The sequence below is a fragment of the Pseudomonas sp. D2002 genome (genome assembly GCF_013385735.1).
Classification (GTDB): domain Bacteria; phylum Pseudomonadota; class Gammaproteobacteria; order Pseudomonadales; family Pseudomonadaceae; genus Aquipseudomonas.
Window position 1 is genome coordinate 1 of the sequence record NZ_JACAPL010000020.1, and the last position, 25,318, is coordinate 25,318.

The 25,318-nt window shown below is 61.0% G+C and carries 22 protein-coding genes; 10 read left to right on the plus strand and 12 right to left on the minus strand.

Translation table 11 applies throughout. From position 1 onward, the window contains the following. Nucleotides 1–82: 82 nt before the first annotated feature. Nucleotides 83–1,717, minus strand: a complete 1,635-nt coding sequence (locus tag HX783_RS26795) for a methyl-accepting chemotaxis protein (protein WP_177018868.1) — start codon at nt 1,715–1,717, stop codon at nt 83–85. Nucleotides 1,718–1,942: 225 nt separating this feature from the next. Here HX783_RS26795 and HX783_RS26800 point away from each other — a divergent pair, with 225 nt between their 5' ends. From HX783_RS26800 to HX783_RS26810, 3 genes are all read left to right on the plus strand, one after another. Next, on the plus strand, nt 1,943–2,773 hold the full coding sequence (locus tag HX783_RS26800) for an undecaprenyl-diphosphate phosphatase (protein ID WP_177018869.1): 831 nt from the start codon (nt 1,943–1,945) through the stop codon (nt 2,771–2,773). Continuing rightward, on the plus strand, nt 2,770–3,153 hold the full coding sequence (locus tag HX783_RS26805) for a DUF1294 domain-containing protein (RefSeq protein ID WP_177018870.1): 384 nt from the start codon (nt 2,770–2,772) through the stop codon (nt 3,151–3,153). Before HX783_RS26800 ends, HX783_RS26805 begins: the two co-directional genes overlap by 4 nt. A gap of 119 nt (nt 3,154–3,272) precedes the next feature. Then, nucleotides 3,273–4,559 (plus strand): amidase, encoded by a 1,287-nt coding sequence (locus tag HX783_RS26810; protein WP_177018871.1) that lies wholly within the window; start codon nt 3,273–3,275, stop codon nt 4,557–4,559. A gap of 5 nt (nt 4,560–4,564) precedes the next feature. On the opposite strand, the gene HX783_RS26815 is transcribed toward HX783_RS26810, so the two are convergent. The 3 genes from HX783_RS26815 to HX783_RS26825 form a co-directional block, all read right to left on the minus strand. After that, nucleotides 4,565–4,912, minus strand: a complete 348-nt coding sequence (locus HX783_RS26815) for an MmcQ/YjbR family DNA-binding protein (protein WP_177018956.1) — start codon at nt 4,910–4,912, stop codon at nt 4,565–4,567. Between the two features lie 2 nt (nt 4,913–4,914). Continuing rightward, the gene (locus tag HX783_RS26820; protein ID WP_159956832.1) at nt 4,915–5,823 is read right to left on the minus strand and encodes a LysR substrate-binding domain-containing protein; all 909 of its coding nucleotides are present in this window, start codon (nt 5,821–5,823) and stop codon (nt 4,915–4,917) included. A gap of 185 nt (nt 5,824–6,008) precedes the next feature. Further along, nucleotides 6,009–7,388 carry an NAD-dependent succinate-semialdehyde dehydrogenase gene (locus HX783_RS26825; RefSeq protein ID WP_177018872.1) on the minus strand — a complete coding sequence of 460 codons (1,380 nt, stop codon included), beginning with the start codon at nt 7,386–7,388 and terminating at the stop codon, nt 6,009–6,011. Nucleotides 7,389–7,546: 158 nt separating this feature from the next. Here HX783_RS26825 and HX783_RS26830 point away from each other — a divergent pair, with 158 nt between their 5' ends. Continuing rightward, nucleotides 7,547–8,473, plus strand: a complete 927-nt coding sequence (locus HX783_RS26830) for an AraC family transcriptional regulator (RefSeq protein WP_177018873.1) — start codon at nt 7,547–7,549, stop codon at nt 8,471–8,473. A gap of 43 nt (nt 8,474–8,516) precedes the next feature. On the opposite strand, the gene HX783_RS26835 is transcribed toward HX783_RS26830, so the two are convergent. After that, nucleotides 8,517–9,689: an MFS transporter gene (locus HX783_RS26835; RefSeq protein ID WP_177018874.1), complete on the minus strand. Its 1,173-nt coding sequence runs from the start codon at nt 9,687–9,689 to the stop codon at nt 8,517–8,519. A 234-nt stretch (nt 9,690–9,923) separates the two neighbouring features. On the opposite strand from HX783_RS26835, the gene HX783_RS26840 reads away from it, so the two are divergent. Together HX783_RS26840 and HX783_RS26845 are read left to right on the plus strand one after the other, a co-directional pair. Next, nucleotides 9,924–10,535 carry an FMN-dependent NADH-azoreductase gene (locus HX783_RS26840; RefSeq protein WP_177018875.1) on the plus strand — a complete coding sequence of 204 codons (612 nt, stop codon included), beginning with the start codon at nt 9,924–9,926 and terminating at the stop codon, nt 10,533–10,535. A 241-nt stretch (nt 10,536–10,776) separates the two neighbouring features. After that, nucleotides 10,777–11,814 carry a dienelactone hydrolase gene (locus tag HX783_RS26845; RefSeq protein WP_159956822.1) on the plus strand — a complete coding sequence of 346 codons (1,038 nt, stop codon included), beginning with the start codon at nt 10,777–10,779 and terminating at the stop codon, nt 11,812–11,814. Here the strand turns inward: HX783_RS26845 and HX783_RS26850 are convergent. From HX783_RS26850 to HX783_RS26860, 3 genes are all read right to left on the minus strand, one after another. Further along, nucleotides 11,808–12,983, minus strand: a complete 1,176-nt coding sequence (locus tag HX783_RS26850; RefSeq protein WP_177018876.1) for an MFS transporter — start codon at nt 12,981–12,983, stop codon at nt 11,808–11,810. The genes HX783_RS26845 and HX783_RS26850 overlap by 7 nt on opposite strands. A 261-nt stretch (nt 12,984–13,244) precedes the next feature. Continuing rightward, nucleotides 13,245–14,831 (minus strand): ABC-F family ATPase, encoded by a 1,587-nt coding sequence (locus HX783_RS26855; protein WP_106577981.1) that lies wholly within the window; start codon nt 14,829–14,831, stop codon nt 13,245–13,247. A 142-nt stretch (nt 14,832–14,973) separates the two neighbouring features. After that, a complete protein-coding gene (locus tag HX783_RS26860) occupies nt 14,974–16,212 on the minus strand; it encodes an MFS transporter (RefSeq protein WP_159961471.1) in 1,239 nt (412 codons plus the stop codon). Nucleotides 16,213–16,451: 239 nt separating this feature from the next. Between HX783_RS26860 and HX783_RS26865 the strand changes: the two genes are divergently transcribed. Further along, nucleotides 16,452–17,930 (plus strand): M10 family metallopeptidase C-terminal domain-containing protein, encoded by a 1,479-nt coding sequence (locus HX783_RS26865; RefSeq protein ID WP_177018877.1) that lies wholly within the window; start codon nt 16,452–16,454, stop codon nt 17,928–17,930. A 119-nt stretch (nt 17,931–18,049) separates the two neighbouring features. Here HX783_RS26865 and HX783_RS26870 read toward each other — a convergent pair whose 3' ends face one another. Further along, a complete protein-coding gene (locus HX783_RS26870) occupies nt 18,050–18,436 on the minus strand; it encodes a TIGR03067 domain-containing protein (protein WP_177018878.1) in 387 nt (128 codons plus the stop codon). Between the two features lie 290 nt (nt 18,437–18,726). Here HX783_RS26870 and lpxO point away from each other — a divergent pair, with 290 nt between their 5' ends. Further along, nucleotides 18,727–19,626, plus strand: coding sequence for a lipid A hydroxylase LpxO (gene lpxO / locus HX783_RS26875; protein WP_159956812.1), 900 nt, complete (start codon nt 18,727–18,729; stop codon nt 19,624–19,626). Between the two features lie 18 nt (nt 19,627–19,644). Here the strand turns inward: lpxO and ligD are convergent, their stop codons facing one another. Both ligD and HX783_RS26885 read right to left on the minus strand, forming a co-directional pair. Continuing rightward, a complete protein-coding gene (ligD, locus tag HX783_RS26880) occupies nt 19,645–22,119 on the minus strand; it encodes a DNA ligase D (protein WP_177018879.1) in 2,475 nt (824 codons plus the stop codon). 24 nt (nt 22,120–22,143) lie between these two features. Then, nucleotides 22,144–22,995 carry a Ku protein gene (locus HX783_RS26885; protein ID WP_177018880.1) on the minus strand — a complete coding sequence of 284 codons (852 nt, stop codon included), beginning with the start codon at nt 22,993–22,995 and terminating at the stop codon, nt 22,144–22,146. A 184-nt stretch (nt 22,996–23,179) separates the two neighbouring features. On the opposite strand from HX783_RS26885, the gene HX783_RS26890 reads away from it, so the two are divergent. Together HX783_RS26890 and HX783_RS26895 are read left to right on the plus strand one after the other, a co-directional pair. After that, nucleotides 23,180–23,494 carry a hypothetical protein gene (locus HX783_RS26890; RefSeq protein WP_177018881.1) on the plus strand — a complete coding sequence of 105 codons (315 nt, stop codon included), beginning with the start codon at nt 23,180–23,182 and terminating at the stop codon, nt 23,492–23,494. A gap of 12 nt (nt 23,495–23,506) precedes the next feature. Further along, nucleotides 23,507–24,664 carry a PQQ-dependent sugar dehydrogenase gene (locus tag HX783_RS26895; RefSeq protein WP_177018882.1) on the plus strand — a complete coding sequence of 386 codons (1,158 nt, stop codon included), beginning with the start codon at nt 23,507–23,509 and terminating at the stop codon, nt 24,662–24,664. A gap of 126 nt (nt 24,665–24,790) precedes the next feature. On the opposite strand, the gene HX783_RS26900 is transcribed toward HX783_RS26895, so the two are convergent. Continuing rightward, a complete protein-coding gene (locus tag HX783_RS26900; RefSeq protein ID WP_159956804.1) occupies nt 24,791–25,270 on the minus strand; it encodes a nuclear transport factor 2 family protein in 480 nt (159 codons plus the stop codon). Between the last annotated feature and the right edge of the window lie 48 nt (nt 25,271–25,318).

The window sequence follows — 25,318 nt, forward strand, 5'->3', positions numbered from 1 at the left end:
CCGCCGTAAGGGCGGAACCCTAAGCCGCCGTTACCGCAGCAACGGATATGTACTCAACCCCATCTAAAAAACCAGCCCCCAGCTAAACCTTAAACTGACGCAGCAACCCACCCAACTGCTCACTCAATCCACGCAAATGCTCACTCGCCACGCTTGACTGCTCCGCCGCCAACGCAGTGCTGTGAGACAGCCCGGCCGCCTGGGTGACGTTCTGGTTGATGTCCTCCACCACATGCGCCTGCTGCAAGGTCGCGCTGGCAATCGACGCATTCAGCCCGTTGAGGTTACGCAGCGCCTGCCCAATGGCAGTCAGGCTCGCACCGGCCTGGCCGGCCTGTTCAATCGTCAGTTGCGAGGCGCTATGGCTGTCGCTAATCACCTTGACCGCCGCCTCCGAGTGCCCTTGCAGACGCTCAATCATCACCTGGATCTCAGCGGTGGATTTCTGCGTACGCTGAGCCAGCAATCGCACCTCATCGGCAACCACAGCAAAACCACGCCCCTGTTCACCGGCGCGCGCAGCTTCAATCGCGGCGTTAAGCGCCAGCAGGTTAGTCTGGTCGGCAATCGAGCGAATCACCTCCAGCACACCACCAATCTGCGTGCTTTCGCTGGACAGGGTGCGGATCACTTCCACGGCCTGGCTGATGGTGCTGGAGAGCTGGTCGATCTGCTGCAAGCTGCCGTCGATATTCACCTGGCCCTGCTGCGCCTGGGCCTGGGCATCGCGCATTTCGCTGGCGGCGTGTTCGGCGTTTTTCGCCACGTCCTGCACGCCGTAGGTCACTTCATTGATCGCCGTCGCCACCAGCTCCATCTGCTGCGACTGTTGCTGGCTGCGGTCATGGGCCTGGCTGGCGTTGGTGCCCAGCTCCGTCGACGACTGGCCCAAGGCGTTGGCGCACACTTGCAGTTGGCCGACCACCTGACGCAGCTTGGCGGTAAAACTGTTGAAGTGCTGCGACAGCTGGGTGACTTCGTCACGCCCGTGGGTGTCAAGGCTGCGCGTCAGGTCGCTTTCGCCGCTGGCGATATTGGCCATGGCATTCACCGCCGCCTGCAACGGGTGCACGATGCTGCGGGCGATCAACAGGACCAGCACGGCCATCACCAGCGCAATGCCCAGGCCGATCAGCGAGGCGTTCCACACCTGGCCTTTGAACTCGGCCTGCACGTCATCCACGTACACGCCGGAGCCGATGATCCAGCCCCAGGGTTCGAACAGTTGGATGTAGGAGGTTTTCTCCACCGGCGCTTCGGCACCCGGCTTGGGCCAGCGATAGTTGACGATGCCGGCGCCCTTGGCCTTGGCCAGGATCACGAACTCGTTGAATACCGCAAAACCGTCCGGGTCACGAATCGCCGAGAGGTTCTGGCCATCGAGCTTGGGGTTGGCCGCGTGCATGATCATCACGGGCGTCAGATCGTTGATCCAGAAATAATCGTCGTGGTCGTAGCGCAGGCCACGCACGGCGCTGAGGGCCTGCTTTTGCGCGACTTCGCGGGTCAGCACGCCGGTTTTCTCGAGGTTCTGGTAATAGGCCAGCACGCCACTGGCGGTCTGCACCACGTGTTGGGTCTGCAGGCGCTTGGCCTGGTAGAGGTCGCCATGGATCTGCTTGAGCATCAACAGCCCCAAGGTCAGCAGCATCAACACGGCGACTATCAGGATCAGCCACAGACGGCGGCTGATCGACATGTTGCGCAAACTGTTCATCGTCCTGTCACTCCCTGCTTTTTATAATTGTGTGCCGCATCGACAATTCCGGCTTGTCTGATAGGCTTTCGGCCTGTAATCGAAAAACCTTAGTACTCCCTGATTTTTCACGAAATTTTTGCAGGCCGATGGTGAAAATCAGCCGCGGAAATTGAGTGCGCTTGCGTCAGTGAACATTAAAAAGACAGTCAAGGCATGCCACAGCGCGTGACCTTTGGGGGAAGCATGGATTTTTGGACCGCCATACAGGCATTGATTCTTGGCGTTGTGGAGGGGCTGACCGAGTTCCTGCCGATTTCCAGCACCGGCCACCAGATCATCGTTGCCGACTTGATCGGCTTCGGCGGCGAACGTTTTGAAGCGTTTAACATCATCATTCAATTGGGCGCGATCCTGGCCGTGGTCTGGGAGTTTCGGCGCAAGATTCTCGACGTGGTCATCGGCTTGCCGACCCAGCGCAATGCCCAGCGTTTCACCGTCAACCTGATGATCGCGGTGCTGCCGGCCATTGTGCTGGGGGTGATTTTTGCCGACCTGATCAAACATTACCTGTTCAACCCGATCACCGTGGCCACCGCGCTGGTGGTAGGCGGGGTCATCATGTTGTGGGCCGAACGTCGGCAACATGCGGTGCACGCGCAAAGCGTGGACGAGATCACTTGGAAAGACGCGCTGAAGGTCGGCCTGGCCCAATGCCTGGCGATGATCCCAGGCACCTCGCGCTCCGGCGCCACCATCATCGGCGGCCTGTTGTTCGGCCTGTCACGCAAGACCGCCACCGAATTTTCGTTCTTCCTGGCCATGCCCACCATGGTCGGCGCGGCCGTGTATTCGGGCTTCAAGTACCGTCACCTGTTCCAGCCGGATGACCTGCCGGTGTTTGCCATCGGCTTTGTCACCTCGTTTATCTTCGCGATGATTGCGGTCAAGGCCTTGCTCAAGTTCATCGCCAGCCACAGCTATGCGGCGTTTGCCTGGTATCGCATCGCCTTCGGCCTGGTGATCCTGGCGACCTGGCAGTTCGGCTGGATCGACTGGTCGGCGGTCAAGCCGTGAACATTCAGCACCCGCGCCTGAAGGCGCTGATCTTTGTCTTGCTGTGCGCCGCGCCGCTGCTGGGGGCGGCACTGGTGTGGCAGCGCGGTGAGACGGTGATTCCGCTGGCGGCTTATGGCGTGGTCAGCGTGGTGGCGTTTTTCCTGTACTGGGGCGACAAGCGCAAGGCGCAATCAGACGGCCCGCGCGTGCGCGAAAACATCCTCCACGCCGTCGAGCTGGCGGGCGGCTGGCCGGGGGCGTTGATCGCCCAGCAAGTGTTCCGGCACAAGACGCGCAAAGTGTCGTACCAAGTGCTGTTCTGGGTGATTGTGTTGCTGCACGAGGTGTTCTGGCTGGATCAGTTGTTCCTCGGCGGCACGTTGCTGTCGGTGATTTAGGGAAGGGGTAAGGGATATTCTCTCCAACTTTGCGGGAGGCCCCCGGCCCAACCTTCGATATGAACTCGCGACACGCTGGCGGTATGCTTGCGTCACTTGAATACATTGGAACAGCACGGATGTCTTTATCGGATTCATTGCTACGCCATTCAGCCACTGAGCTTGCGGCACTGATTCAACAGCGCAAGCTCACCTCCACCGGGATTGTTACCACCTACCTTGCCCGTATCGAGGCGCTCAACCCATCGATCAACGCGTTGGTGCAAGTGTGCGCCGAGACCGCGCTGGCCGGGGCATGGGCGGCAGACCGGGCAATCGCTCAAGGTGAGTATGGCGGTGTGCTGCAAGGCGTTCCCTTTACCGTCAAAGATGTCATCGATACCCAGGGCGTGGTGTCGGCGGCGGGGTTGACCGACCGGGCCGGTTTTATACCGGAGCAGGACGCCGTGGTGGTGACGCGGATGAAGGCCGCTGGCGCCATCTTGCTTGGCAAAAGCAACTGCCCGCCGGGCGGCGGCGGCGGGGTTACAGACAACCCGGTTTATGGCGCCACAGGTAACCCACACGCGCTGTCCCATAGCCCCGGAGGCAGCAGTGGTGGCGAAGCGGCCGCGATTGGCGCGAGCCTTTCGCCCTTGGGGCTGGGCAGTGATTCGGGTGGCAGCTTGCGTGTACCGGCGCATTTTTGCGGTGTTTGTACGCTCAAGCCCACCAGCGGCCGCGTACCCAATACGGGTGTTTTCGATCATCCGGGCGGGTTGAGTGACTGTCGCAGCCAGATTGGCCCGATGGCCCGGCATGTTGAAGACCTGGCCTTGGCGCTCCAGGTAATCGCCGGCGAGGATGGTCAGGACGCCGGGGTGATTCCAATGCCACTGCGCGCTGTGGAGGCTCAAGCACTTAACGGATTGCGGGTCGCTTGGTACAGCGACGGCGGCATTGCGCCCGTTGACCCGATAACCCAAGCGACGCTGCAAGTCGCTGCCGAACTGTTGGAGCGCGCGGGAGCCGTTCTCCGTCCAGCGTTCCCGGCGGCATTAAGCCGTTCGCGCGACATCACCGAACGCTATTGGGCAATGAGCAAGGGCTCCGGGGCGCAGTCGATCAAACTGCTGTCAGACTGGGATCAATTTCGCTCTGCGATGCTGGGCTTCATGGCCGACTACGACCTTATCCTGTGCCCGGTTGACGCCGCGCCCGCGCCACGCCTGGGAGAGCCAAGGCCGGGGCTGTTCAGTCACACCTTGCCGTACAGCCTGACGGGTTGGCCCTGTGTGGTGGTGCGTGCGGGCACGGATGCGACGGGGTTGCCGGTTGGTGTGCAGATCGTCGCGCGACCGTGGCACGAGCATTTAGCGCTGGCGGCGGCGATGGCCATTGAGCGCGCCCTGCCTTTCACTCGATAGAGGTGTCAGTCCAGTTTCAGCCCCACCTGCGTGCGCTTGGGCAGCTTGCTCACCACCAACTGGTGCGAGCGTTGCAACAGCCCCCGCAGTTCCTCGGCGCCCAGCGGGTAGGGCGTGTTCATGATGACCCACTGCGCGCGCGCCAGGTATGGCGCCGGGTGAATGCCGGGGCGGTCCACATGGCCGAGGAACAACTCTTTGTCGACCTTGAACGCCAACGACTCGCCCCGCAGGTTCTGCAGGGCGAACATCTTGTTGCCGGCAATCGAGAAGACGCGCACGCCGCCCCATTTATAGTCTTCCCGCGCGCCGGGCAGGCTCAGGCAGTAGGCGGCGACTTGGGCTTCAGTCATGTTCATAGCAAGCGGTCTCCGCAGCCCTTGAAGGCTTCTTCCAGGTAGTCGATCCAGGCTCGAATGGCCGGCAGCACGCCGCGCCGGTGCGGGTAGACTGCCTGCAACCAGCCTCCCGGCGATGACCATTGCGGCAGCAGTTGCACCAACTGGCCGCTGGCCAATTCTGCTTCGCAATACATCATCGGCAGCACGGTAAAGCCCAGGCCTTTCATGGCGCAGGCCTTGCGCACGATGAAGTCGTCGATGCCCAGGCGGGCTTCCAGTGCCAGGTCTTCGCTCTTGCCTTGTGGGTCGATCAGGCGCAGGTGCACCAGGCGGTCGGCTTCCAGGGCGCCAAGCACCGGCAGTTGCTTGAGGTCGTCGAGGGTGTTGATGTGCCGCTCGCGGATGAATTCCGGGCTGGCCACCAGGAGGGTCTGCGCCTGGCGCAGGCGCTTGGTCACCAGCAACGGGTCTTCATCGCCCGACTCGCGCACTCGCAAGGCCACGTCGATGCCCTCGGCGACCAGGTCGACACGGCGGTTGACCAAGGTCATCTCCAACTGCACCAGTGGGTGAGCGGCGAGAAACCCCGCGACCATGTCCGGCAGCATGTGCTGGGCCATGCCCACCGGGCAGCTGACCCGCAGTCGCCCGCGTGGTTCGCTGGACATGCTGGCCACGGCCTCGTCGGCCATTTCCGCTTCCAGCAGCATGGCCTGGCAATGGCGCAAATAGCGCTCGCCGACGGCGGTCAGGGTCAATTGGCGTGTGGTGCGTTGCAACAGGCGTGCGCCGAGGCGTTCTTCCAGCTCGGCAATACGGCGTGACAGCCGCGACTTGGGAATCCCCAGCAGCCGGCCCGCCGCCGCAAAGCCGCCGGCTTCGACGACTTTGGCGAAATAGTAGAGGTCATTGAGGTCTTGCATGGGCAACCTATTGTCCTGTCAGTGGGACGAATCATCCGCGTCTGGCGAGGGCAAATCCACTAAAAATAGTGGCGGCCTTTGTGGCGAGGGAGCTTGCTCCCGCTGGGGTGCGTAGCGCCCCCCAAAAAGCGGGAGCGCTGCGCACTCCAGCGCAAGCAAGCTTGCTCGCCACAAGGGGCAAGTTTCTAAAGGTGCGCGCCGGCCATCAGCACATACTTCACATGCACGTACTCTTCGATCCCGTAATAGCTGCCTTCGCGGCCATAACCGGACTGCTTGATGCCGCCAAACGGAATCGACGCAGTGCCCACCGAACCCGAGTTGAGAATCACCATGCCGGCCTCCAGCTGGCGCGACAGGCGCAACGAGCGCCCCAGTGCGCTGGTGTAGGCGTAGGCAACCAGGCCGAACTCGGTCTGGTTGGCGCGGGCAATCACTTCCTGTTCATCCTTGAACGAATAAATGGCGAACACCGGGCCGAAAATTTCTTCGGTGGCCAGCGGTGAGTCGTCCTGCAAACCGGTCAATACGGTCGGCTCGTAGAACAGCCCACCTCTGGCGTGGGGCTTGCCGCCCATCAGCACCTTGGCGCCCGCTGCCCTGGCGTCTTCGACCAGGCGCACGACTTTGTCGAAGCCCAGTTGATTGACCAGCGGCCCGACCACAAAGTCTTCGCGCAGGCCTTGATCCACGTCGATCTTGGCGACGGCGGCCTTCACGCGTTTGATGAAATCTTCGAGGATACTGTGCTGCACAAAGATGCGGTTCGGCGAGATGCACACCTGGCCGGAGTTGCGCAGCTTGGCGCTGACCAAGCCCTTGACCGCCTCATCGAGGTTGGCGTCCTGGAACACGATAAACGGCGCGTTGCCGCCCAGCTCCAGGGTCATTTTCTTGAGGGTGGCCGCGCATTGCGCCGCGAGCAATTTGCCGACGCCGGTGGAGCCGGTAAAAGTGATTTTGCGAATGCGTGGGTCACCGGTGAAGATCAGGCCGATCTCCTTGGGGTCGCCGACCACCACTTCCAGCACGCCGGGTTCGATACCGGCCTTGCGTGCGTATTCCAGCAGCTTCAAGGCGGTCAGCGGCGTGTCTTCGGCAGGCTTGATCACCATGGTGCAGCCGGCTGCCAGGGCCGTGGCGACTTTGCGCGTGATCATCATGAAGGGGAAGTTCCACGGCGTGATCGCCGCGACCGGGCCGACGGCTTCCTTGGTCACCACCACGTTGGCGTTGCGGTCGTGGGTGGGAATGGTGTCGCCATACACGCGCTTGGCTTCTTCGGCGTACCACTCGATAAAGCCCAGGCCGTAGTCGATTTCGCCGCGGGCTTCGGTCAGGCACTTGCCGTTTTCGCGGCACAGCAGTTCGGCGAAGGCTTCCTTGTCGGCCTTCACCGCGTCGTGCCAGCGGCGCAGGATCTCGCTGCGCTCCCTGGCCAGCCTGGAGGACCATGCAGGGAAGGCCGCGCAGGTGCGGTCGACCGCCGCCTTGACCTCGGCTGAGGTGTTCTTGGCAACGCGGCCGATTTCTTCGCCGGTGGCGGGGTTGTAGACGATAAGCATGAGGCAATCTCCGGGGGCTGAATGGGCTGTTTCAGGCTACGGAAACGGGCTTCGCGAGCGAATATCCATTCCAATGTGCTGATTGCCTATTCCTATGAGCGCGTAGCCACGGCGACGTTTGCGCAGTAACGTGCGGTTTTCCCCAGGAGCCTTGCAGCATGGGACGCACGCAACGAATCATCGAGTTGATGGGCAGCTTGGCGCCTGTCGAAGGCTATAACCTGACCGCGCTGGACGACGTGCGCTTCCTGCGTTCGAATCGGCCTTTGCACCGGGTGCCGGTGCTCTACGACCCAGGCATTGTGATTGTCTGCCAGGGGCGCAAGCGCGGTTACCTGGGCGACGAGATTTACCTGTATGACGCCCAGCACTACCTGGTGGTGTCAGTGCCGGTGCCATTCACCATGGAGACCGAGGCCACCGAAGAAGAACCCATGCTGGCGGTGTACCTGCGACTGGATTTCACCCTGGCGGCCGAGTTGATGCTGGCATTGGACGACTTCCCGGCGTCTGTCGAGGCCAAGCCTCGCGGCATGTATTCATCGCCCATGGATGACAAGCTCAGTGAGTCGCTGCTGCGTTTTCTGGAGGCCATGAATACGCCGATGGAGGCGCACATCCTCGGCCCGTCGCTGGTGCGCGAGATGTACTACCGCATCATCACGGGCGAGCAGGGCGGTTCGATGCGCGCCGCGCTCAACCGCCAGGGCCAGTTCGGCAAGGTAGCGCGGGCGATCCGCAAGATTCATGGGTGTTACCACCAGCACCTGGACGTGGAGGCGCTGGCGGCGGAAGCGATGATGAGCGTGCCGAGTTTTCATGCGCACTTTCGCACGGTTACCGACACCTCACCGATGCAATACCTCAAGTCCACGCGCCTGCACCAGGCGCGCTTGTTGATGCTGCGCAACGACATCACCGCCGCCACGGCGTGTGCCCAGGTCGGCTATGAAAGCGCCTCGCAGTTCAGCCGGGAATTCAAGCGTTTCTTCGGGCGTACACCACAGGAAGAGATCCAGTGGATGAAACGCACGTACGCGTTGCCGGCGCCTACGTCGGCGTCGATTTATGTGTCGTCGCATTGATTGCGAGGAGCCCGCTAGACACAACAGGCCCGCTGCCACAGGGTTACTCTCGTGCTTTGAACAGGGTCAGCAGCAATGCCGCCCCGGCAAACGCCGCACCGGTCAGCGCCTGGCCTTGCCAGCCGTAATGCTCCGAAGCGAACGCCCCGGCGGCCGAACCCAAGGCGCCGCCGATAAAGTAGACCACCATGAACACCGTATTCAGGCGGCTGGTGGCTGACGGTTCCAGCGCCAATACGCGGGTCTGGTTGGCCAACTGGTTGGTGCGGTTGCCGAGGTCGAGAAAGGTCGCCGCGATCAGGATCGGCCACCACCAGCCGCTGAGGCCCAGGGTGTAGATCAGCACAAACGCCACCAGCACCGTGGCGATGCCGGCGCGCTCCAGCAAACGCCCATGGCGCCGAGTTTGTTGGCCGATGGTCGATGCGCAGAGGATGCCGACGATGGCCGACAGGCCCAGCAGCCCCGCCTGGGCGCTGGAAAACCCATACGGCGGCAGCGCCAACAAGGCCGCCATCGAGCCCCAGAACACATTCAACGCGCCGAACACCAACGCACCTTTGATGGCCGATTGGCGCAAGGTCGGGTACTGGCGGGCCAGGCCCCACAGGGATTTGAGCAAGGCGCCATACGCCAGTTTGCTGGTCGAGATCGACACCGGCATGCGCGTCAGGATCGCCATGAACAGCAGCACATCCAGCGCCGCCGCCACGGCAAACATGCCGCGCCAGCCCAGCCAGCCGCTGACCACGCCGCTGACGGTGCGGGCCAGCAAACCACCGGCCGACAAACCGCTGACCATCAAGCCGAGCACCGCGCCTTTCTGTTCAACGGTACTCAGGTCCGAAGCGGCGGGGATGATCACCTGCGCACTGATACCCGACAGCCCCAGCAGCACGCTCGCCACCAGCAGCCAGGCATACGACGGCGCCGTGGCCGAGGCCAACAGAGCAAAGAAGTTGATGCACAGCACGGCCAGGATCAGCGTGCGCCGGCTGATGCGGTCGCCCAGCGGCACGAACAGCAGCAGGCCGCTGGCGTAGCCCAATTGCGTGAGCATCGCGATTTGCCCGACATGCGCGGTGGATACCTCGAAGGTGTTGGCAATCAGCGGCAGCATGGCTTGGTTGTAGTAAATCGTGGCGACCGAAAACCCGCAGCAGATGGCGAGGATAAGGGTCAGCCCCTTGGTGAGGGCGGGCGTGTGTGGGTGCATGGCGTGGCCGCTGGCTGTAGGAACTGCCGGCGAGAATGAAGTGAAGCGTGGGGGAAATCCAGTGCGGCAGAGGATTGGGCAATACGCGTGTTGGATCGGGTTTTCGCCCATTTGTAGATTGTCCTGCTGGCAGGACGAAAAATCACATATGAGCTGTCTAATCGGCTATTGGCTTCATGTGTAGGATTAACCTCACTCGGTCGCCTCATCGCGATCCTCACTTGGAGATTCCGCATGAAACTGTTGCATATCGATTCCAGCATCCTCGGCGACAACTCGGCTTCGCGTCAGCTCAGCGCTGGTGTGGTCAAGGCCTGGCAAGCGGCGCAGCCGGGTGTGGAAGTGACTTACCGTGACCTGGCAAGCGAAGGCATCAGCCACTTTTCCGGCCTGACCCTGGGCGCCCTGGGCACCGCTGCCGAATTGCGCGACGCTGTGCAACAGCACGAGGCTGAACTCAGCGCTTCGTCGCTGGCCGAATTCATCGCGGCCGACGCCGTAGTCATTGGCGCGCCGATGTACAACTTCTCGGTGCCTTCGCAGCTCAAGGCCTGGATCGACCGCATCGCCGTAGCCGGCCAGACGTTCCGTTACACCGAAGCCGGCCCTGAAGGCCTGTGCGGTGGCAAGAAACTGATCATCGTGTCCACTGCCGGCGGCCTGCACGCCGGCCAGGCAAGCAACGTCGGCCATGAAGACTATTTGAAGCTGGTGTTTGGCTTCCTGGGCATCACCGACATCGAGTTCGTCCGCGCCCAAGGCCTGGCCTACGGTGAAGAAGTGCGCAGCAAAGCCCTGAGCGACGCCAACGTGGTCATCAACGAACAATTGTTCGCCGCCGCGTAAGGCTTGTGTAAATTTCGCCATTGCCCGGTTCCAATCTGAAACCGGGCGCCTAAACTCTGTATTGTGGTCGCCTGAAAACGACCGGAGTACGGAGTTTTTTCGTTTGCCCGCTGTCACTACCTTGGCCCAGGTTATGCACGTATGGGTTTATCAACCGGTGCGAGCGCCTTGAACCATGGACTTTTCATATAGACATGCCGCTGGTGTTGAACGTAGCCGCGCAGCAAAGGTGGACATCCCCATGATGCGTCTTTGTGCTGTTTTGGTTCTCTCCCTGCTCGGCGGCCTGATTTCAGTGCACGCCGCCCCAGCGCCGCACCCGCATTGGAGTGTGGGCTTCCATCGCATGACCTTTCTCGACCCGCTGGATTCACAGCCGATGAAGGCCATCGCGTTTTATCCGTCGACCGACGATGAGCACAGCACCCAGCTGGGCCCCTATCACGTCGCCGCCAGCGAAGATTCCAAAGTCGCCATTGGCCGCTTTCCGATGTTGATGCTGTCCCACGGCAACACCGGCACACCGCTGGCCCTGCACGATTTGGCGACGTCCCTGGCGCGCAAGGGGTTTGTGGTGGTGGCGGTGCTGCACCCTGGCGACAACTACAAGGATCACAGCCGCCTGGGCACCGTGAGCAACCTGTACGGGCGGCCGATCCAGATCTCCGAAGCCATCACCGCCACCCTCGGCGACCCGATGCTGTCACCGTTCGTCAACGTTAATCAGGTGGGCGTGATCGGTTACTCGGCCGGTGGCGAAACCGCGTTGATCCTGGCCGGCGCCAAGCCGGACTTTGACCGCCTGCGTCGCTATTGCCAGGAGCGTCCGGAAGACCGCGATGCCTGCACCACCAAAGGTGAGCTGGTGGTCGACCGTGACGACCTGCAACCCCAGGCCGACCCGCGTATTCATTCGTTGATGCTGATGGCGCCGTTGAGCTTGATGTTCGGCCGCCACACCCTGGCCGATGTGCATGTGCCGGTGCTGCTGTACAGCGGCGATGGCGACAAATTGGTCGCCGTGGACAAGAACGCCGCCGCCCTGGCGCGCAAACTGCCAGAGCCACCGGACTTCAAACTGTTGGCGGGGGCAGGGCACTTCGTGTTCATGGCGCCGTGTGACAGCGACCAATTGGTGGCGATGCCCGCTATTTGCACCGACGCCGACGGTGTTGACCGTGAAGGCATCCACCGCGACCTGATTTCAGAGGCGGGGCGCTTCTTCTCCCACACCCTGGGCCAATCGACCCGTGCCGGTTTACAGACCGCCGATCAGTAAGCGCGGCGCTTGAGCAGCACGGTCAGGGCCAGCGCCGTGACCGACAGCAGCGCGGCGCAAAAGAAGATCCAGCCGTAGCCCAGGTTCAGCGCTACGGCGCCCATCAATGGCCCGGCGATCGCCAGGGCCAGATCAAAAAACACCGCATACGCACTCAACCCGGCGCCACGGCTGCTATTGGGTACCTGTTTGATGGCCTCGACGCCCAGCGCCGGGTACACCAGCGACAAGCCGAACCCGGTCAGCCCGGCGCCAATCAAGGCCACGCCTGTTGAGGGCGCCAGCCACAGCAGCGTCAGGCCCAGGGTTTCGATGGTCATGCAGGCAATCGCGGCAGTGAACCCGCCAAAACGGCTGATGGCCGAGATAAACACCAGGCGCGACAGGATAAAACACAGGCCAAACACCGTGAGGCAGTACGCCGCGCCGGCCCAGCCGCGATTGAGGTAATACAGGGTGATGAAGGTGGTCAGCGTGCCGTAGCCAATCGACGCCAGGCACAGGCTGGTGCCAAACGGCGCGATACGCCCGAACACCGCCCAAAACGGCAGCCGCTCGCCGCGTACCACCGGCACCGAGGGCTTATTGCGGATCAGTACCAGGCCCAACGCCGCCAACACGGTGAGGGCGATGCCGAGGCTGGTGTAGCCATAGTCGGCGACCATCACCACGCCCAGCGGCGCGCCGATGGCGATGGCGCCGTAGGAGGCGATGCCGTTCCACGAAATCGAGCGCGCCGTGTGCTCGGCGCCGACCGCGCCCATGCACCAGCTGATGGTGCCCACGCCGATCAAGCCTTGGGCCACACCCAGCAGCAGCCGGCCGATGATCAGGATACCCAGGCTCAAGGCGGGCAGGCTTTCGAACAAGGTGGCGAAAAACGTCAGCACGCCACTGACCAGAATACCGGCCAGGCCCAGCACGATGGCGCGCTTGGTGCCGACGTTGTCGGACATACGCCCGGCCATTGGGCGGCTGAGCAGGGTGGCCAGGTACTGCGAACCGATGGTGACCCCGGCGACCACGGCGCTGAAGCCCAGCTGCTCATGCACATAGCCTGGAATGACCGCAATCGGCAGGCCGATGCAGATGAAAGCGATGAAGGTGTAGAAGACGATGGAGACGATCTGCAGGGTGATCGACAGGGAACTGGGGGCGGCGGCAGGCATGGTCACTCGTTCGCGGGCGGGCGGTGACGGCATGATGGCAAGGGCGTGGGGGAAAAGGAAGCAGGCTAACTAGTTTGTTTGATCAGCGAGCAGGCTTGATGTGGCAGGGGGGTTGTTGTGGCGAGCAGGCTTGCCCTGCGTTGGGCTGCGCAGCAGCCCCAATAAAAAACACCGCGTTCTGCCAGGCAAAACGCGGTGTTTGATTTCAGGGCCGCTTCGCCGCCCAACGCAGGGCAAGCCTGCTCGCCACAGTGGCGTTACTTAGAACACCACGCCTTGGCTACGCAGGTAGTCGTCATAGGTGCCGCTGAAGTCGATCACGCCGTTGGCGCTCAACTCGATGATGCGGGTGGCCAGGGACGATACGAACTCGCGGTCGTGGCTGACGAAGATCAGCGTGCCCGGGTAGTTTTCCAGCGCCAGGTTCAGCGCTTCGATGGATTCCATATCCAAGTGGTTGGTCGGTTCGTCCATGATCAGCACGTTCGGCTTTTGCAGGATCAGCTTGCCGAACAGCATGCGGCCTTGCTCACCGCCGGAGATAACCTTGACCGACTTGAGGATCTCGTCGTTGGAGAACAGCATGCGGCCCAATGTGCCGCGAATCATCTGTTCGCCCTGAGTCCACTGACCCATCCAGTCGAACAGCGTGACGTCGTCTTCGAAGTCGTGCGCGTGGTCCTGAGCGTAGTAGCCCAGTTCGGCGGCGTCGGTCCACTTGATGCTGCCGGCGTCCGGGGTCAATTCATTGACCAGGGTGCGCAGCAGGGTGGTCTTGCCGATACCGTTCGGGCCGATGATCGCAACACGCTCGCCGGCTTCAACCTGGAAGCTGAAGTCTTTGAACAGTGGCTTGCCGTCGAAACCCTTGGCCATTTTTTCGACCATCACTGCCTGGCGGTGCAGCTTCTTGTTCTGATCGAAACGGATGAACGGGCTCACGCGGCTCGAAGGCTTGACCTCGGCCAGCTGGATCTTGTCGATCGCCTTGGCACGGGAGGTGGCCTGCTTGGCTTTCGAGGCGTTGGCCGAGAAGCGGCTGACGAACGATTGCAATTCGGAGATCTGCGCCTTCTTCTTGGCGTTGTCCGACAGCAGTTGCTCGCGGGACTGGGTCGCCACGGTCATGTACTCGTCGTAGTTGCCCGGGAACAGGCGCAGCTCGCCGTAGTCCAGGTCAGCCATGTGGGTGCACACGCTGTTCAGGAAGTGACGGTCGTGAGAGATGATGATCATCAGGCTGGAACGCTGGGTCAGGATGTTTTCCAGCCAGCGAATGGTGTTGATGTCCAAGTGGTTGGTCGGTTCGTCGAGCAACAGCACTTCAGGGTCGGAGAACAGCGCCTGGGCCAGCAACACCCGCAGTTTCCAGCCTGGGGAGACTTCGCTCATCGGGCCGAAGTGCTGTTCCAGGGGAATGCCCAGGCCCAGCAGCAGCTCACCGGCGCGGGATTCGGCAGTGTAGCCGTCCATTTCGGCGAATTCGGTTTCCAGCTCGGCCACGGCCATGCCGTCGTCTTCGCTCATTTCCGGCAGCGAGTAGATGCGGTCGCGTTCAGCCTTGACCTTCCACAGCTCTTCGTGGCCCATGATCACGGTGTCGAGCACGGTGAATTCTTCGTAGGCGAACTGGTCCTGGCGCAGCTTACCCAGGCGTACGTTCGGCTCCAGCATGACCTGGCCGCCGGACGGATCGAGGTCGCCGCCAAGGATTTTCATGAAGGTCGACTTGCCGCAACCGTTGGCACCGATCAAACCATAACGGTTGCCGGCGCCGAATTTGACCGAGACATTCTCGAAGAGCGGCTTGGCGCCGAACTGCATGGTGATGTTAGCTGTGGAGATCAATTACTTTACCTATCAATGGGTTGCGAGCGTGGCGGCAGGAGCCTTCAGGCATGCGTCAACAGCGACATCAAGGCGCGAAACCCGGTCGCTGAGCAGAAAATTTTGGATGTGTGTTGGAATTTGGCGCGCATTGTCGCATATGTCAGGTGACAGTTGTAATGCGTGCGAACGATGGTTTTGCCAATGTCTCCGGCATGGCCAGCCATAACAGCGCCAAAGCCAGCGCCGCAACGGCGGCCAGGGTCAGGAATGCCGCGTTGTAACCGGCCTGTTGCACCACGAATCCGGCCAGGCTGGTGCTCAGCGCCGCGCCCAGGCCAAACACCGTGGACAGTGCGCCCAGGCTGACGTTGAAGCGGCCCGTGCCTTGGGTCAGGTCCTTGACGATCACCGGGAACAGCGCGCCGAAAATCCCTGCGCCGATGCCGTCAAGCATCTGCACGGCCACCAGCCAATAAGGGTCGCTGGACAAGGTGTACAACACGCCGCGCAGCGGCAAAATCATGAAGCCGGCCAGCAACAGTGGTTTGCGCCCCCATACGTCGGCTTTGCTGCCCACCAGCCAGGCCATCGGCACCATCACCAATTGCGCCGCGACAATGCATGCCGAGGTCAGCGGCGTGGCCATTTGCAGGTTGATCTGCGAGAGCTTCTGGCTGACCAGCGGCAGCATCGCGGCATTCGCCAAGTGGAACAGCGCGCAGCAGATGGCGAACAGCAGCAGCGGGCGGTTGGCCAGCAGCACTTTCACGCCGGAAGGTTGTTCATGCTCACTGCTGTGAGCCGGGTCGAAGCCGCGCGCGACTTCGTGGTCAATCGCCGAGGCCGACACACAACTGACCGCGACGATACTGGCCAGCGCCATAAACGCCATCAGGTAAAACACCACCACCGGGCCGAACAGGTAGGCCAGGCCGCCCGCCAGCAGCGCGGCCACGGCGTTGCCGGCGTGGTTGAAGGTTTCATTGCGCCCGGTGCGGCGGGTGAAGGCGCGCGGCCCGGTTATCCCAAGAGAGATGGCCGAAATCGCCGGGGCAAACACCGACGCGGCGACAGCACTGGCCGCCTGTGTCACGGCCACCCAACTGAATGAGCTGACAAACGGCAGCACCAGGCAACTGACGGTTACCAGGATGGCGGCCACCGCTATCACCGCACGCTTGCTGCGCGTGCGGTCGATCAATGCGCCCGCCGGGCCTTGGGTGAGCAACGCGGCGATACCGGCCAGAGTCATGACCACGCCGATGCTGGCCGGGTCCCATTTGTGCACGGCCAGCAGGTAGATCGCCAAATAAGGGCCGAGGCCGTCACGCACATCCGCCAGGAAGAAATTCAGGCTGTCCAGGGACAAGGTATTGCGCAGGTCGGAGTGATTAGCCACGGCGATATCTTCGGCAAGGGTGTCCAGGGGCTGAACACTCATTGGCTTAGTGACCTGCGGGCCTGGCTGGAAGTTTCGCGCCCCGGAAGGTTTCATCCGAGCGGTATGCATCTAGGCCTACGTCTGCGGTCTACCCGTCCGACACTGCGTGCTGATAACGCTGATAAATTCCTGGCTTGATTCGTGGAAGGCTGTTCCTCCCTTCCACAATCTCTGCGGAATCACAGGAGTATCCAGTCATGGCGCAAATCAAACCGGCACTGCCTTCCACGGGGTACGAGGTGGTCCAACGTGTTCTCGACGATAGTCAGCGCGGCGGTGGGAAAACATCGGAATACGGTGATCCTTCTCTGAACGGCGCAGAGGTTGCTCAACGGCTAAACCGATATGGTAAACACTGGCCCGACAGCAATCACAATGGCAAGACTGAGCTGACTTTTGAGTTTTCCACCTCGATGCCACCGGCGTCAGACGAAAACCAGGAAGAAATGGGCGAATACAAGGTCGAGCGAACCGTACCCTTAACCCTGGGGCAGAAAGCGTTTGTCGGGAAGGTGCACCAGGAGTATGCCGATGTCGCTAATGTTACGTTCACTGAAAAAACCGCTGGCGCCAGTGAGGGGCATCTGACCTACAGAGGCTACAGCACCGGCGACCAAGTCAGTGAGTTCGCTGGGTTTGCTCACATGCCGGAACCGAAGGATCCTGCGCAGGGTACGGTTTGGATGCGCCATCTGGATCAGACGACCAAATTCGGCAACTGGGCGGATGATGACAAACGTCAAATCAGCGACGAAAAGTGGCGTTCGACGCTGATTCATGAGGTGGGTCATGGCCTTGGCCTGGGGCATTCGCACGCAGAGGGCGAGGAAGAGCTTGAACCTTATTATTATGCGGAAGATACGAAAAACTACACGGTCATGAGCTACAACGTACCCTTGCTGAGTGAGGCTGGAGAGACTGTCTATCCAGCCAGTCTGATGATGGACGATATGGCGGCAATTCAATCAGCCTACGGCGCCAATTACGCCACTCGTAACGGTGATACGACCTACGGTTTTAACTCCAATACCGAGCGCGATCAATACAGCCTGAAGTCGGCCGAAGACAAGCCGCTATTTGCAGTGTGGGACGGCGGCGGTTGGGACTCGCTCGACTTTTCCGAATTCAGCCAAAACCAGACGATAAATCTTAATGCGGGTTCCTCTTCTGACGTAGGGGGGTTAATAGGAAACGTCAGCATCGCCAAGGGTGTGACCATCGAAGAGGCCAAAGGCGGCAAAGGTGAGAATACTCTGATCGGCAATAACGCCTTCAATGTTCTGCGGGGCGGCCCGAGCAACGATATCCTGTTTGGCGGCAGTGGCGGGGCACAGATGTGGGGCGGCAAGGGTGCAAACACCTTTGTCTTTGATACCAGCTCCAGCGGTAAAGCGAACTGGGTGATGGATTTTGTCAGCGGCAAAGACAAGCTCGATTTCTCTGGCTTGCGCCAGCAGTTGGGCCCTCTGAACTTTGTGTCCACGCTGCCGCATGACCACAGTAAAGCGCAAGATCCGCTCAGCCCGACGTTTATCACCCGCCCGGGTGATGTGTTGGTGACCTACGACGCAGCCTTTCAGCGAACGCACTTCAGGATGGATACCACGGGGAATGGCAAAATGGACATGCACATTGATGTGCAAGGAAGAGTTGCTCGCGAAGATATCGTCGTATAAAAAAAAAGCCCGCCAGGAGAGGCGGGCCAAATGATTCACTGGAGTAGGTAGGCCTTACCCTATAGGCCAGAAAGTGAAGGCCGTGTGAAAACCGTGTCGCACATTCGGATGCGCGCGGCTCAGCCCCTGCGTACAAACGTGCGCATGGTTTGCCCAGGCCCGGTGCTGAACACCGTCGGGCGGGGCATACCCGCATCGGCGGCAATAAACACAAAATCATCGCCTTCAAGGCGGTAGCTGGCGGGCAATGGCTTGCCGGCGTCTTCGCCTATCGCGTCAACCCAGGTAATGCTCTTGGGCGTGGTGGTGCTGTCGAGGGTAAATCGACCGGCGAGCAGCAACTCGTCGTCTGTCGTGCGCACTTCAAAGCAGTCGCCGGTGATGGTGGTCAGGGCGCCCGGTGCGCTGTGGGCATCAACCGGGTTGAGTACGCCGCTGTCTTCGAGCGCGGTTTGCTCCCAACTGCCTTGAAGTGCCTGGTAATCGCTGTTTGAAAGGAATGACATACAAAATCCATTTTGCTGAAGGAAAGTTCTTGCAGTGCAGCATGGCGCGCCTGGCAAGACAAGTGCGGGTGTTGATCCAGCACAATGAGTGGACAGCTTTTCACAATTCTTAGTTAACCTTTGGTTACAAACTGTGGCTAAATAACTGCCAATGGTCATGAACCGGTGCTCCCATCGCCGGTCGTGCCGCGTATTTGTGAATTGTGATTTCAGGTGCTGCTTATTCAATCCTCGGCCGTTGTGGGCACGCAGGAGCAGCCTGTTCTCTCTACTGACGTGTGACGAATCCCTTGAAACTCATCATTGTTGCTCTCTACGTTGCCTCCATCGCGTATGTTCACCTGCGTGGTCGGGTGCGACACAAGCTGGGTCGCCAGCTTAGCGACCACTCGACGTTCCTGGCGCCGATCAACTGTTTTCTCTACTTGTTCTCCAGGCAGCCAAGCCGCCCGTTCCTGTCGCCTGCCGACTTTCCGGACCTGAGCCCACTGCAGGAACACTGGGAGGAAATCCGCCAGGAAGGCCAGAACCTGATGCGCATGGGCGAGATCAAGCGCTCGGAGCAGTACAACGATGTGGGTTTCAACTCGTTCTTCAAGTCAGGCTGGAAGCGCTTTTACCTCAAGTGGTACGGCGACAGCCACCCGTCGGCGATGAAGCTCTGCCCGCGTACCACCGAGCTGGTGCAAAGCATCGGCTCGATCAAGGCGGCGATGTTCGCCGAGTTGCCACCGGGCTCCAAGCTGGTGCGCCACCGCGACCCGTACGCGGGTTCCTACCGTTATCACTTGGGCCTGGACACGCCTAACGATCCTGGCTGCTATATCAATGTGGATGGCGAAAGTTACTACTGGCGCGACGGCGAGCCGGTGATGTTTGATGAGACATACATTCACTACGCGGAAAACACCACGCAGCAGAACCGCATCATCCTGTTCTGCGATATCGAACGGCCGATGAAGTACCGCTGGGCGGCGGCGTTCAACCGCTGGTTCAGCCGTAACGTGATGGCCGCGGCGGGGTCGCCGAACGATGATGGCGACAAGACCGGCGGCCTGAACCGTGCGTTTACCCGCCTGTACAAGATCCGCCTGCGTGGCAAGGAGCTGAAAAAGCGCAATCGTGCACGTTACTACCTGGAAAAGTGGGCGATTTTTGCAGGTTTGGCGCTGATCTTCATCCTCATCTAAAGCCCGCTTGGGCGCGACTTACTGCGGTGGTGTCGCGCCCAGCTTGTCCCACATCTTCTTGCTGATCTTCTGCCGGTTGGCATAACCGGCCCACGGGTCGCCTTTCAACGTGTCCAAACGCTCGTGCAAGTTGGCGACTGTCCACTGCTGCGCGCCGCGCAAGCCTTTTAATTCCTCCCGACTGACCGGCACTGACACCGGCAGGCCAGGTCGCGCCCGTACCGAGTAGGCCGCCACCGTGCTCGCGCCTCGGGCGTTACGCAGGTAGTCGATAAAGATCTTGCCCACGCGGTTCTTGGGGCCGGAAGTGGCGGTAAAACGTTCGGGCAACTGCACGGCCATGAATTGCGCGATGGCTTTGGCGAACGCCTTCACCGTGTCCCAGTCATCCCGGCGCGCCAAGGGCACGACCAGGTGCAGACCTTTGCCGCCGCTGGTTTTTACGAACGCCTCCAGGCCCAACTCGTCGAGCACCGACAACGTCAGTTGCGCCGCCTCCAGCATGGCTTTCCACGGCAGCGCCGGGTCCGGGTCGAGGTCGAGCACAAACAGGTCGGGCGTTTCGATTTTGTCCGAGGTCGCGCCCCAGGTGTGCAACTCGACGGTGCCCATCTGCACGGCGCCGATCAACGCTTTGCTGGTGTCGATCTCCAGCAGGCGCGCATGGCCCGGGTCCAGTGCCTGGTCCAACTGCTTGATATGGGGAATGGCCAGGTGCTCAGAATGCTTTTGGAAGAACTGTTCGCCTTCAATGCCTTCCGGCGCGCGCAGCAGCGACACAGGCCGGTGGCGCAGAAACGGCAGAAGCCACGCGCTGATGCTGGCGTAGAAGTCGGCCAGTTGCTGTTTTTGCGTGCCGCTTTGTGCGTCGATCACCCGGTCCGGGTGGGTGATGGTCACGCCGCTGCCGGCCTTTTTCGCGGGCGCCGGCTGTGTGACGGATTTGGCTTTGCGCGGCAGCTCATGAATGATCTGCGCCACCGGTTTGTCGGTGCGCAGCGCAATAAATGAGGCCTGGCGCACCACGCCTTCACGGGTCCATTCGGCGAAATTCACTTCACCCACCAGCTTCGGTTCAACCCAGTGCACGCCGCGCGCCTGGGTGCTGGTCAGTGGTTTTTGCAGCGGCGAGGTCTTGCGTTCCAGGGGCGTGAGTTGCGCGTAGATGTTCTTCAGCGCCGCCTGATCAAAGCCGGTGCCGACGCGCCCGGCATACACCAGCCCGGAATCGTCATTTACCGCCAGCAGCAGCGCGCCAAAGCCACTGCGCGAACCTTGCGGGCGTGTGTAGCCGACAATCACGAACTCTTGACGCAAACGACATTTGAGCTTGATCCAGTCGGCATTGCGACTGGACACATAGTGGCTGCCGACGCGTTTGCCGATCACGCCTTCCAGCGCCAGGTCGCAGGCACTTTCGAAGATGTCACGCTGGTTGGCGGCGAAGGCTTCGGAGAAACGCAGCAATTTACTGCGGCTACCCGACAACGCCGCTTTGAGCGCGGCGCGGCGCTCCTCCACGGGGGTTTTGCGTTGATCCTGGCCGTCGAGAAACGGCGCATCGAACAGGTAATACACGATATCCAGGCTGCGGCCGATATCGAAGGCATTTTGCAGCGCCTGAAAGTCCGGCAAGCCATCTCCGTTAAGGCTGACCACTTCGCCGTCGAGCCAGCTGTCTTTGAGCTTGAGCGCCTGCAGGGCCTTGACCTGGCGCGGCAGGCGGTCGGTCCAGTCATGGCCGTTGCGCGTGAACAGGCGCACTTCACCGTCGCGAATACGCGCGAGCATGCGGTAGCCGTCGAATTTGATTTCGTACTGCCAGTCGCCGTCGGGGGCGCGGTCGACCAGGGTCGCCAGTTGCGGCGTGAGCTGGTCGGGGAGGGCAGTTGGGGTTTTCTGGCGTTTCGCGGGCTTTTTCGGTTTGCCGACCGAAGCGTCGCTGAGCACGCTTTTGGGCTGGTCCTGGACAATATCGTAATCGCTCGCGGGCCGGGCTTGCTGATCCTTTTCCTTGATCAGTAACCACTGTTCCTTATCGCCGCTGCCCTTCAGGCGCGTGCGCACCAAGGCCCAGTCGCCGGAAAGTTTTTCGCCGACCAAGGTGAATTTGAGTTTGCCGGCCGCATAGGCCTTGTGCGGGTCGTCATGGGGTTGCCAGACGCCACGGTCCCACACGATCACATCGCCGGCGCCGTATTGCCCGGCAGGAATGCTGCCCTCGAAGTTGCCATAACTGAGCGGATGATCTTCCACGTGCACGGCCAGGCGTTTCTGGGTCGGGTCCAGGCTTGGGCCTTTGGGCACGGCCCAGCTTTTGAGTACGCCGTCGAGTTCCAGGCGAAAGTCATAGTGCAGGTTGCGCGCGTCGTGCTTTTGAATCACGAAGGACAATGCCGAGGCTTTGCGTTTGCCGGCAGGCGCGCTGCCGGCGGGCTCGGCGGTGATCTCGAAGTCGCGTTTGCGGTTGTATTCGCTCAGGGGCTTTGCCATGTCGATCTCCAGCAAATGGCAGGCTCAAGAGGCCTTTTTGGTGGACTTTTTCGCCGCAGGCTTTTTCGTCGTGCTTTTAGTTGCGGGCTTGCCGGCCAGGCTGCGTTTGAGCAGCTCGGTGAGGTCGATGACGTCCGCCGATTTGCGCTCCTCGCTGCCTTCCTGGCTTTCCACATCTTCGATTTTGCCGGCCTTGGCCTTTTTCGCCACCAGCGCCATGATCTTCTCCCGGAAACTGTCGCGGTACTCGTCGGGCTGCCAGTCGGCGCTCATGTCTTCGACCAGGCGCTTGGCCATGTCCAGCTCGCCTTTGGCCAGGCTGGGTTTGGTCACGTCGGTACCCAGTTCAAGCTCGTCGAGGCTGCGCACTTCGGCGGGCCAGCGCAGCATCACCAATACCAGGGCTGAATCAAGCGGCATTAACGCGGCCAAGTGCTGCTTGGTGTGCAGCACCACATTGGCCAGCGCGACCTTGGCGGTTTTTTTCAGGGTTTCGCGCAGCAGCGCGTAGACCTTGCCGCCGCGTTTGTCCGGCGCCAGGAAGTAGGGCGTATCGATATTTTGCAGCGGGATCTGGTCGGCGGCGACAAAGGCGATGATTTCGATGGTCTGGGTCGACTTGGGGTGAGCAGAGCGAATTTCGTCTTCGCTCAGCACCACGTAGCGGCCTTTCTCGAAGGCCACGCCCTTGACGATGTTCTCTTTGGTGACTTCCTTGCCGGTGGTCTTATTGATGCGCTTGTAGCCCACTGGGTCCATGCTGCGTTTGTCCAGCCAGTCGAAATCAACGCCTTGAGAGGACGTGGCCGACACCAGCGATACCGGGATATGGACCAAGCCGAAACTGATGGCGCCTTTCCAGATTGCCCTTGGCATAGCTGCGATTCCTTGAGAAGAGACTGTGTGCTGGTGACTCGCAGGCGTGCGCAAAAGTTTCGATGGGCAGATGCGCGGACAGATCGTGTTACACCTGATGAGAAAGTATTTAGTGTCGAAAGCCGAACCCAAGGCGTAGCGTGTTATCGAAAGCTCGTACAACTCGCCCCAGAGAGGCTTTGTGATGAACAGCTGTGTGCGTTACCTCACCGTACTCGCGTTGGGCCTGGCACTTGCGCCATTGGCCCAGGCGCAGAACCTGCCCGGCACCTACGACACCAACAACAGCCCTATTTATCGGGCCAACCCCAACAGCATGCAGGGCACACAGCCCAATGCACCGGCTGGCCGCGGTATTCAAACCGGGCCGACCAGCCCCGCGCCGACCGTCGAAAACGGCGGCATCGGCAATCGCTATCCCACGCGCAACGCCGCGCCGAGCCGCCCTGCGACCGACACCAAAGCACCCACTTACGATGCCAACGGCAATCGCCGGTAAGGATTCTGTCTTATGTTTCTACGCAAAACCCTGCTAGCCGCTATTTGCGCAACCACGCTACTGCCACTCGTTGCGGCGCACGCCGCCGATGCCCAGCAATTCCCCAGTGAACAAGGCAGCATCACTGCCACCCCGATCGCCAAAGGTCTGGATCACCCTTGGGCGGTGGCGTTTCTGCCGGACAAACAAGGCTTCCTGGTGACCGAACGCCCAGGCCACCTGCGTTTTGTCAGCCCGGACGGCAAGCTCTCCGCACCACTGACCGGCGTGCCGCAGGTGTGGGCCAAAGGGCAGGGCGGTTTGCTCGATGTGGTGCTGTCGCCCGATTTCAAAGAGGACCGCATGGTCTACCTGTCGTACGCCGAAGGCGGCGGCGAGGGTGGCAAAGCCGGCACCGCCGTCGGGCGTGGGCGCTTGGCCGATGACTTGAGTGGTTTGAAGGACTTCAAGGTGATCCTGCGCCAGGAGCCCAAGCTCTCCACCGGCAATCACTTTGGCTCGCGCCTGGCCTTCGACCGTGACGGCTACCTGTTCGTGACCCTGGGTGAAAACAACGACCGCCCGACGGCCCAGGACCTGGACAAGCTGCAAGGCAAGGTGGTGCGCATCTTCCCGGACGGCCGTGTGCCGGATGACAACCCCTTCGTCGGCCAGCAGGGCGTACGCCCCGAGATCTGGTCCTACGGCCAGCGCAACCCGCAGGGGCTGGCGCTTAACCCGTGGAGCGGCACGATTTGGGAGAACGAACATGGGCCGCGTGGCGGCGATGAAATCAATATCATCGAGCGCGGCAAGAACTACGGCTGGCCGCTGGCGACCCATGGCATCAATTATTCGCTGACGCCGATTCCCGAGGCCAAGGGCAAGACGGTGGAAGGCACCGTACCGCCGCATCACGTGTGGGAGAAATCCCCGGGCATCAGCGGCATGGCGTTTTATGACGCCGACCGCTTCAAGGCATGGCAGCACAACCTGTTTATCGGCGCGTTGGCCAGCCAGGAGTTGATTCGCCTGCAGTTCGATGGCGACAAGGTGATTCATGAAGAGCGCTTGCTGGGAGGCTTGAAAGCGCGGATTCGCGATGTGCGGCAGGGGCCGGATGGCTTTTTGTACGTGCTGACCGATGAAGATAACGGCGTGTTGTATCGGGTGGGGTTGAATCAGGATTAAGCCGTGACAACAATCTAATGTGGGAGCGGGCTTGCTCGCGAAGGCGGCGGATCAGCCAATATATCGGTTGACTGACACACCGCATTCGCGAGCAAGCCCGCTCCCACATTTTGAATTGCGTGAGATTCAGAGACCCAGTTCAGACAGCCCCGGATGATCATCCGGGCGCCGCCCCAGCGGCCAGTGGAACTTGCGCTCGCTTTCCTTGATCGGCAGGTCGTTGATGCAGGCAAAACGGTTAGCCATCAAGCCATTCTCATCGAACTCCCAGTTCTCATTGCCGTAGGAGCGAAACCAGTTGCCGGAATCGTCATGCCATTCATAGGCATAACGCACGGCGATGCGGTTACCGGTGAATGCCCACAACTCCTTGATCAACCGATAGTCCAGCTCTTTGGCCCATTTACGGGTCAGAAACCCCTTGGCCTCTTCCCGGTTATGCGCAAACTCGGCGCGGTTGCGCCACTGCGTGTCCAGCGTATACGCCAGGGACACGCGTTGCGGGTCGCGGGAGTTCCAGCCATCTTCGGCCAGGCGAACTTTCTCGATGGCCGACTCGCGAGTAAACGGTGGCAGGGGCGGGCGTACTTCTGCGTTAGATGACATGGAGCAACTCCTGAAAGAATTAAGGCTTATCTAAGGTTGCGTGGCCTG

What these genes read in the sequence shown, in the direction of transcription:
- HX783_RS26795 (WP_177018868.1), bottom strand. Translation starts at nt 1,717, where the DNA reads ATGAACAGTTTGCGCAACATGTCGATCAGCCGCCGTCTGTGGCTGATC.
- HX783_RS26800 (WP_177018869.1), top strand. Translation starts at nt 1,943, where the DNA reads ATGGATTTTTGGACCGCCATACAGGCATTGATTCTTGGCGTTGTGGAG.
- HX783_RS26810 (WP_177018871.1), top strand. Translation starts at nt 3,273, where the DNA reads ATGTCTTTATCGGATTCATTGCTACGCCATTCAGCCACTGAGCTTGCG.
- HX783_RS26815 (WP_177018956.1), bottom strand. Translation starts at nt 4,912, where the DNA reads ATGACTGAAGCCCAAGTCGCCGCCTACTGCCTGAGCCTGCCCGGCGCG.
- HX783_RS26820 (WP_159956832.1), bottom strand. Translation starts at nt 5,823, where the DNA reads ATGCAAGACCTCAATGACCTCTACTATTTCGCCAAAGTCGTCGAAGCC.
- HX783_RS26825 (WP_177018872.1), bottom strand. Translation starts at nt 7,388, where the DNA reads ATGCTTATCGTCTACAACCCCGCCACCGGCGAAGAAATCGGCCGCGTT.
- HX783_RS26830 (WP_177018873.1), top strand. Translation starts at nt 7,547, where the DNA reads ATGGGACGCACGCAACGAATCATCGAGTTGATGGGCAGCTTGGCGCCT.
- HX783_RS26835 (WP_177018874.1), bottom strand. Translation starts at nt 9,689, where the DNA reads ATGCACCCACACACGCCCGCCCTCACCAAGGGGCTGACCCTTATCCTC.
- HX783_RS26840 (WP_177018875.1), top strand. Translation starts at nt 9,924, where the DNA reads ATGAAACTGTTGCATATCGATTCCAGCATCCTCGGCGACAACTCGGCT.
- HX783_RS26845 (WP_159956822.1), top strand. Translation starts at nt 10,777, where the DNA reads ATGATGCGTCTTTGTGCTGTTTTGGTTCTCTCCCTGCTCGGCGGCCTG.
- HX783_RS26850 (WP_177018876.1), bottom strand. Translation starts at nt 12,983, where the DNA reads ATGCCTGCCGCCGCCCCCAGTTCCCTGTCGATCACCCTGCAGATCGTC.
- HX783_RS26865 (WP_177018877.1), top strand. Translation starts at nt 16,452, where the DNA reads ATGGCGCAAATCAAACCGGCACTGCCTTCCACGGGGTACGAGGTGGTC.
- HX783_RS26870 (WP_177018878.1), bottom strand. Translation starts at nt 18,436, where the DNA reads ATGTCATTCCTTTCAAACAGCGATTACCAGGCACTTCAAGGCAGTTGG.
- ligD (WP_177018879.1), bottom strand. Translation starts at nt 22,119, where the DNA reads ATGGCAAAGCCCCTGAGCGAATACAACCGCAAACGCGACTTCGAGATC.
- HX783_RS26885 (WP_177018880.1), bottom strand. Translation starts at nt 22,995, where the DNA reads ATGCCAAGGGCAATCTGGAAAGGCGCCATCAGTTTCGGCTTGGTCCAT.
- HX783_RS26890 (WP_177018881.1), top strand. Translation starts at nt 23,180, where the DNA reads ATGAACAGCTGTGTGCGTTACCTCACCGTACTCGCGTTGGGCCTGGCA.
- HX783_RS26895 (WP_177018882.1), top strand. Translation starts at nt 23,507, where the DNA reads ATGTTTCTACGCAAAACCCTGCTAGCCGCTATTTGCGCAACCACGCTA.
- HX783_RS26900 (WP_159956804.1), bottom strand. Translation starts at nt 25,270, where the DNA reads ATGTCATCTAACGCAGAAGTACGCCCGCCCCTGCCACCGTTTACTCGC.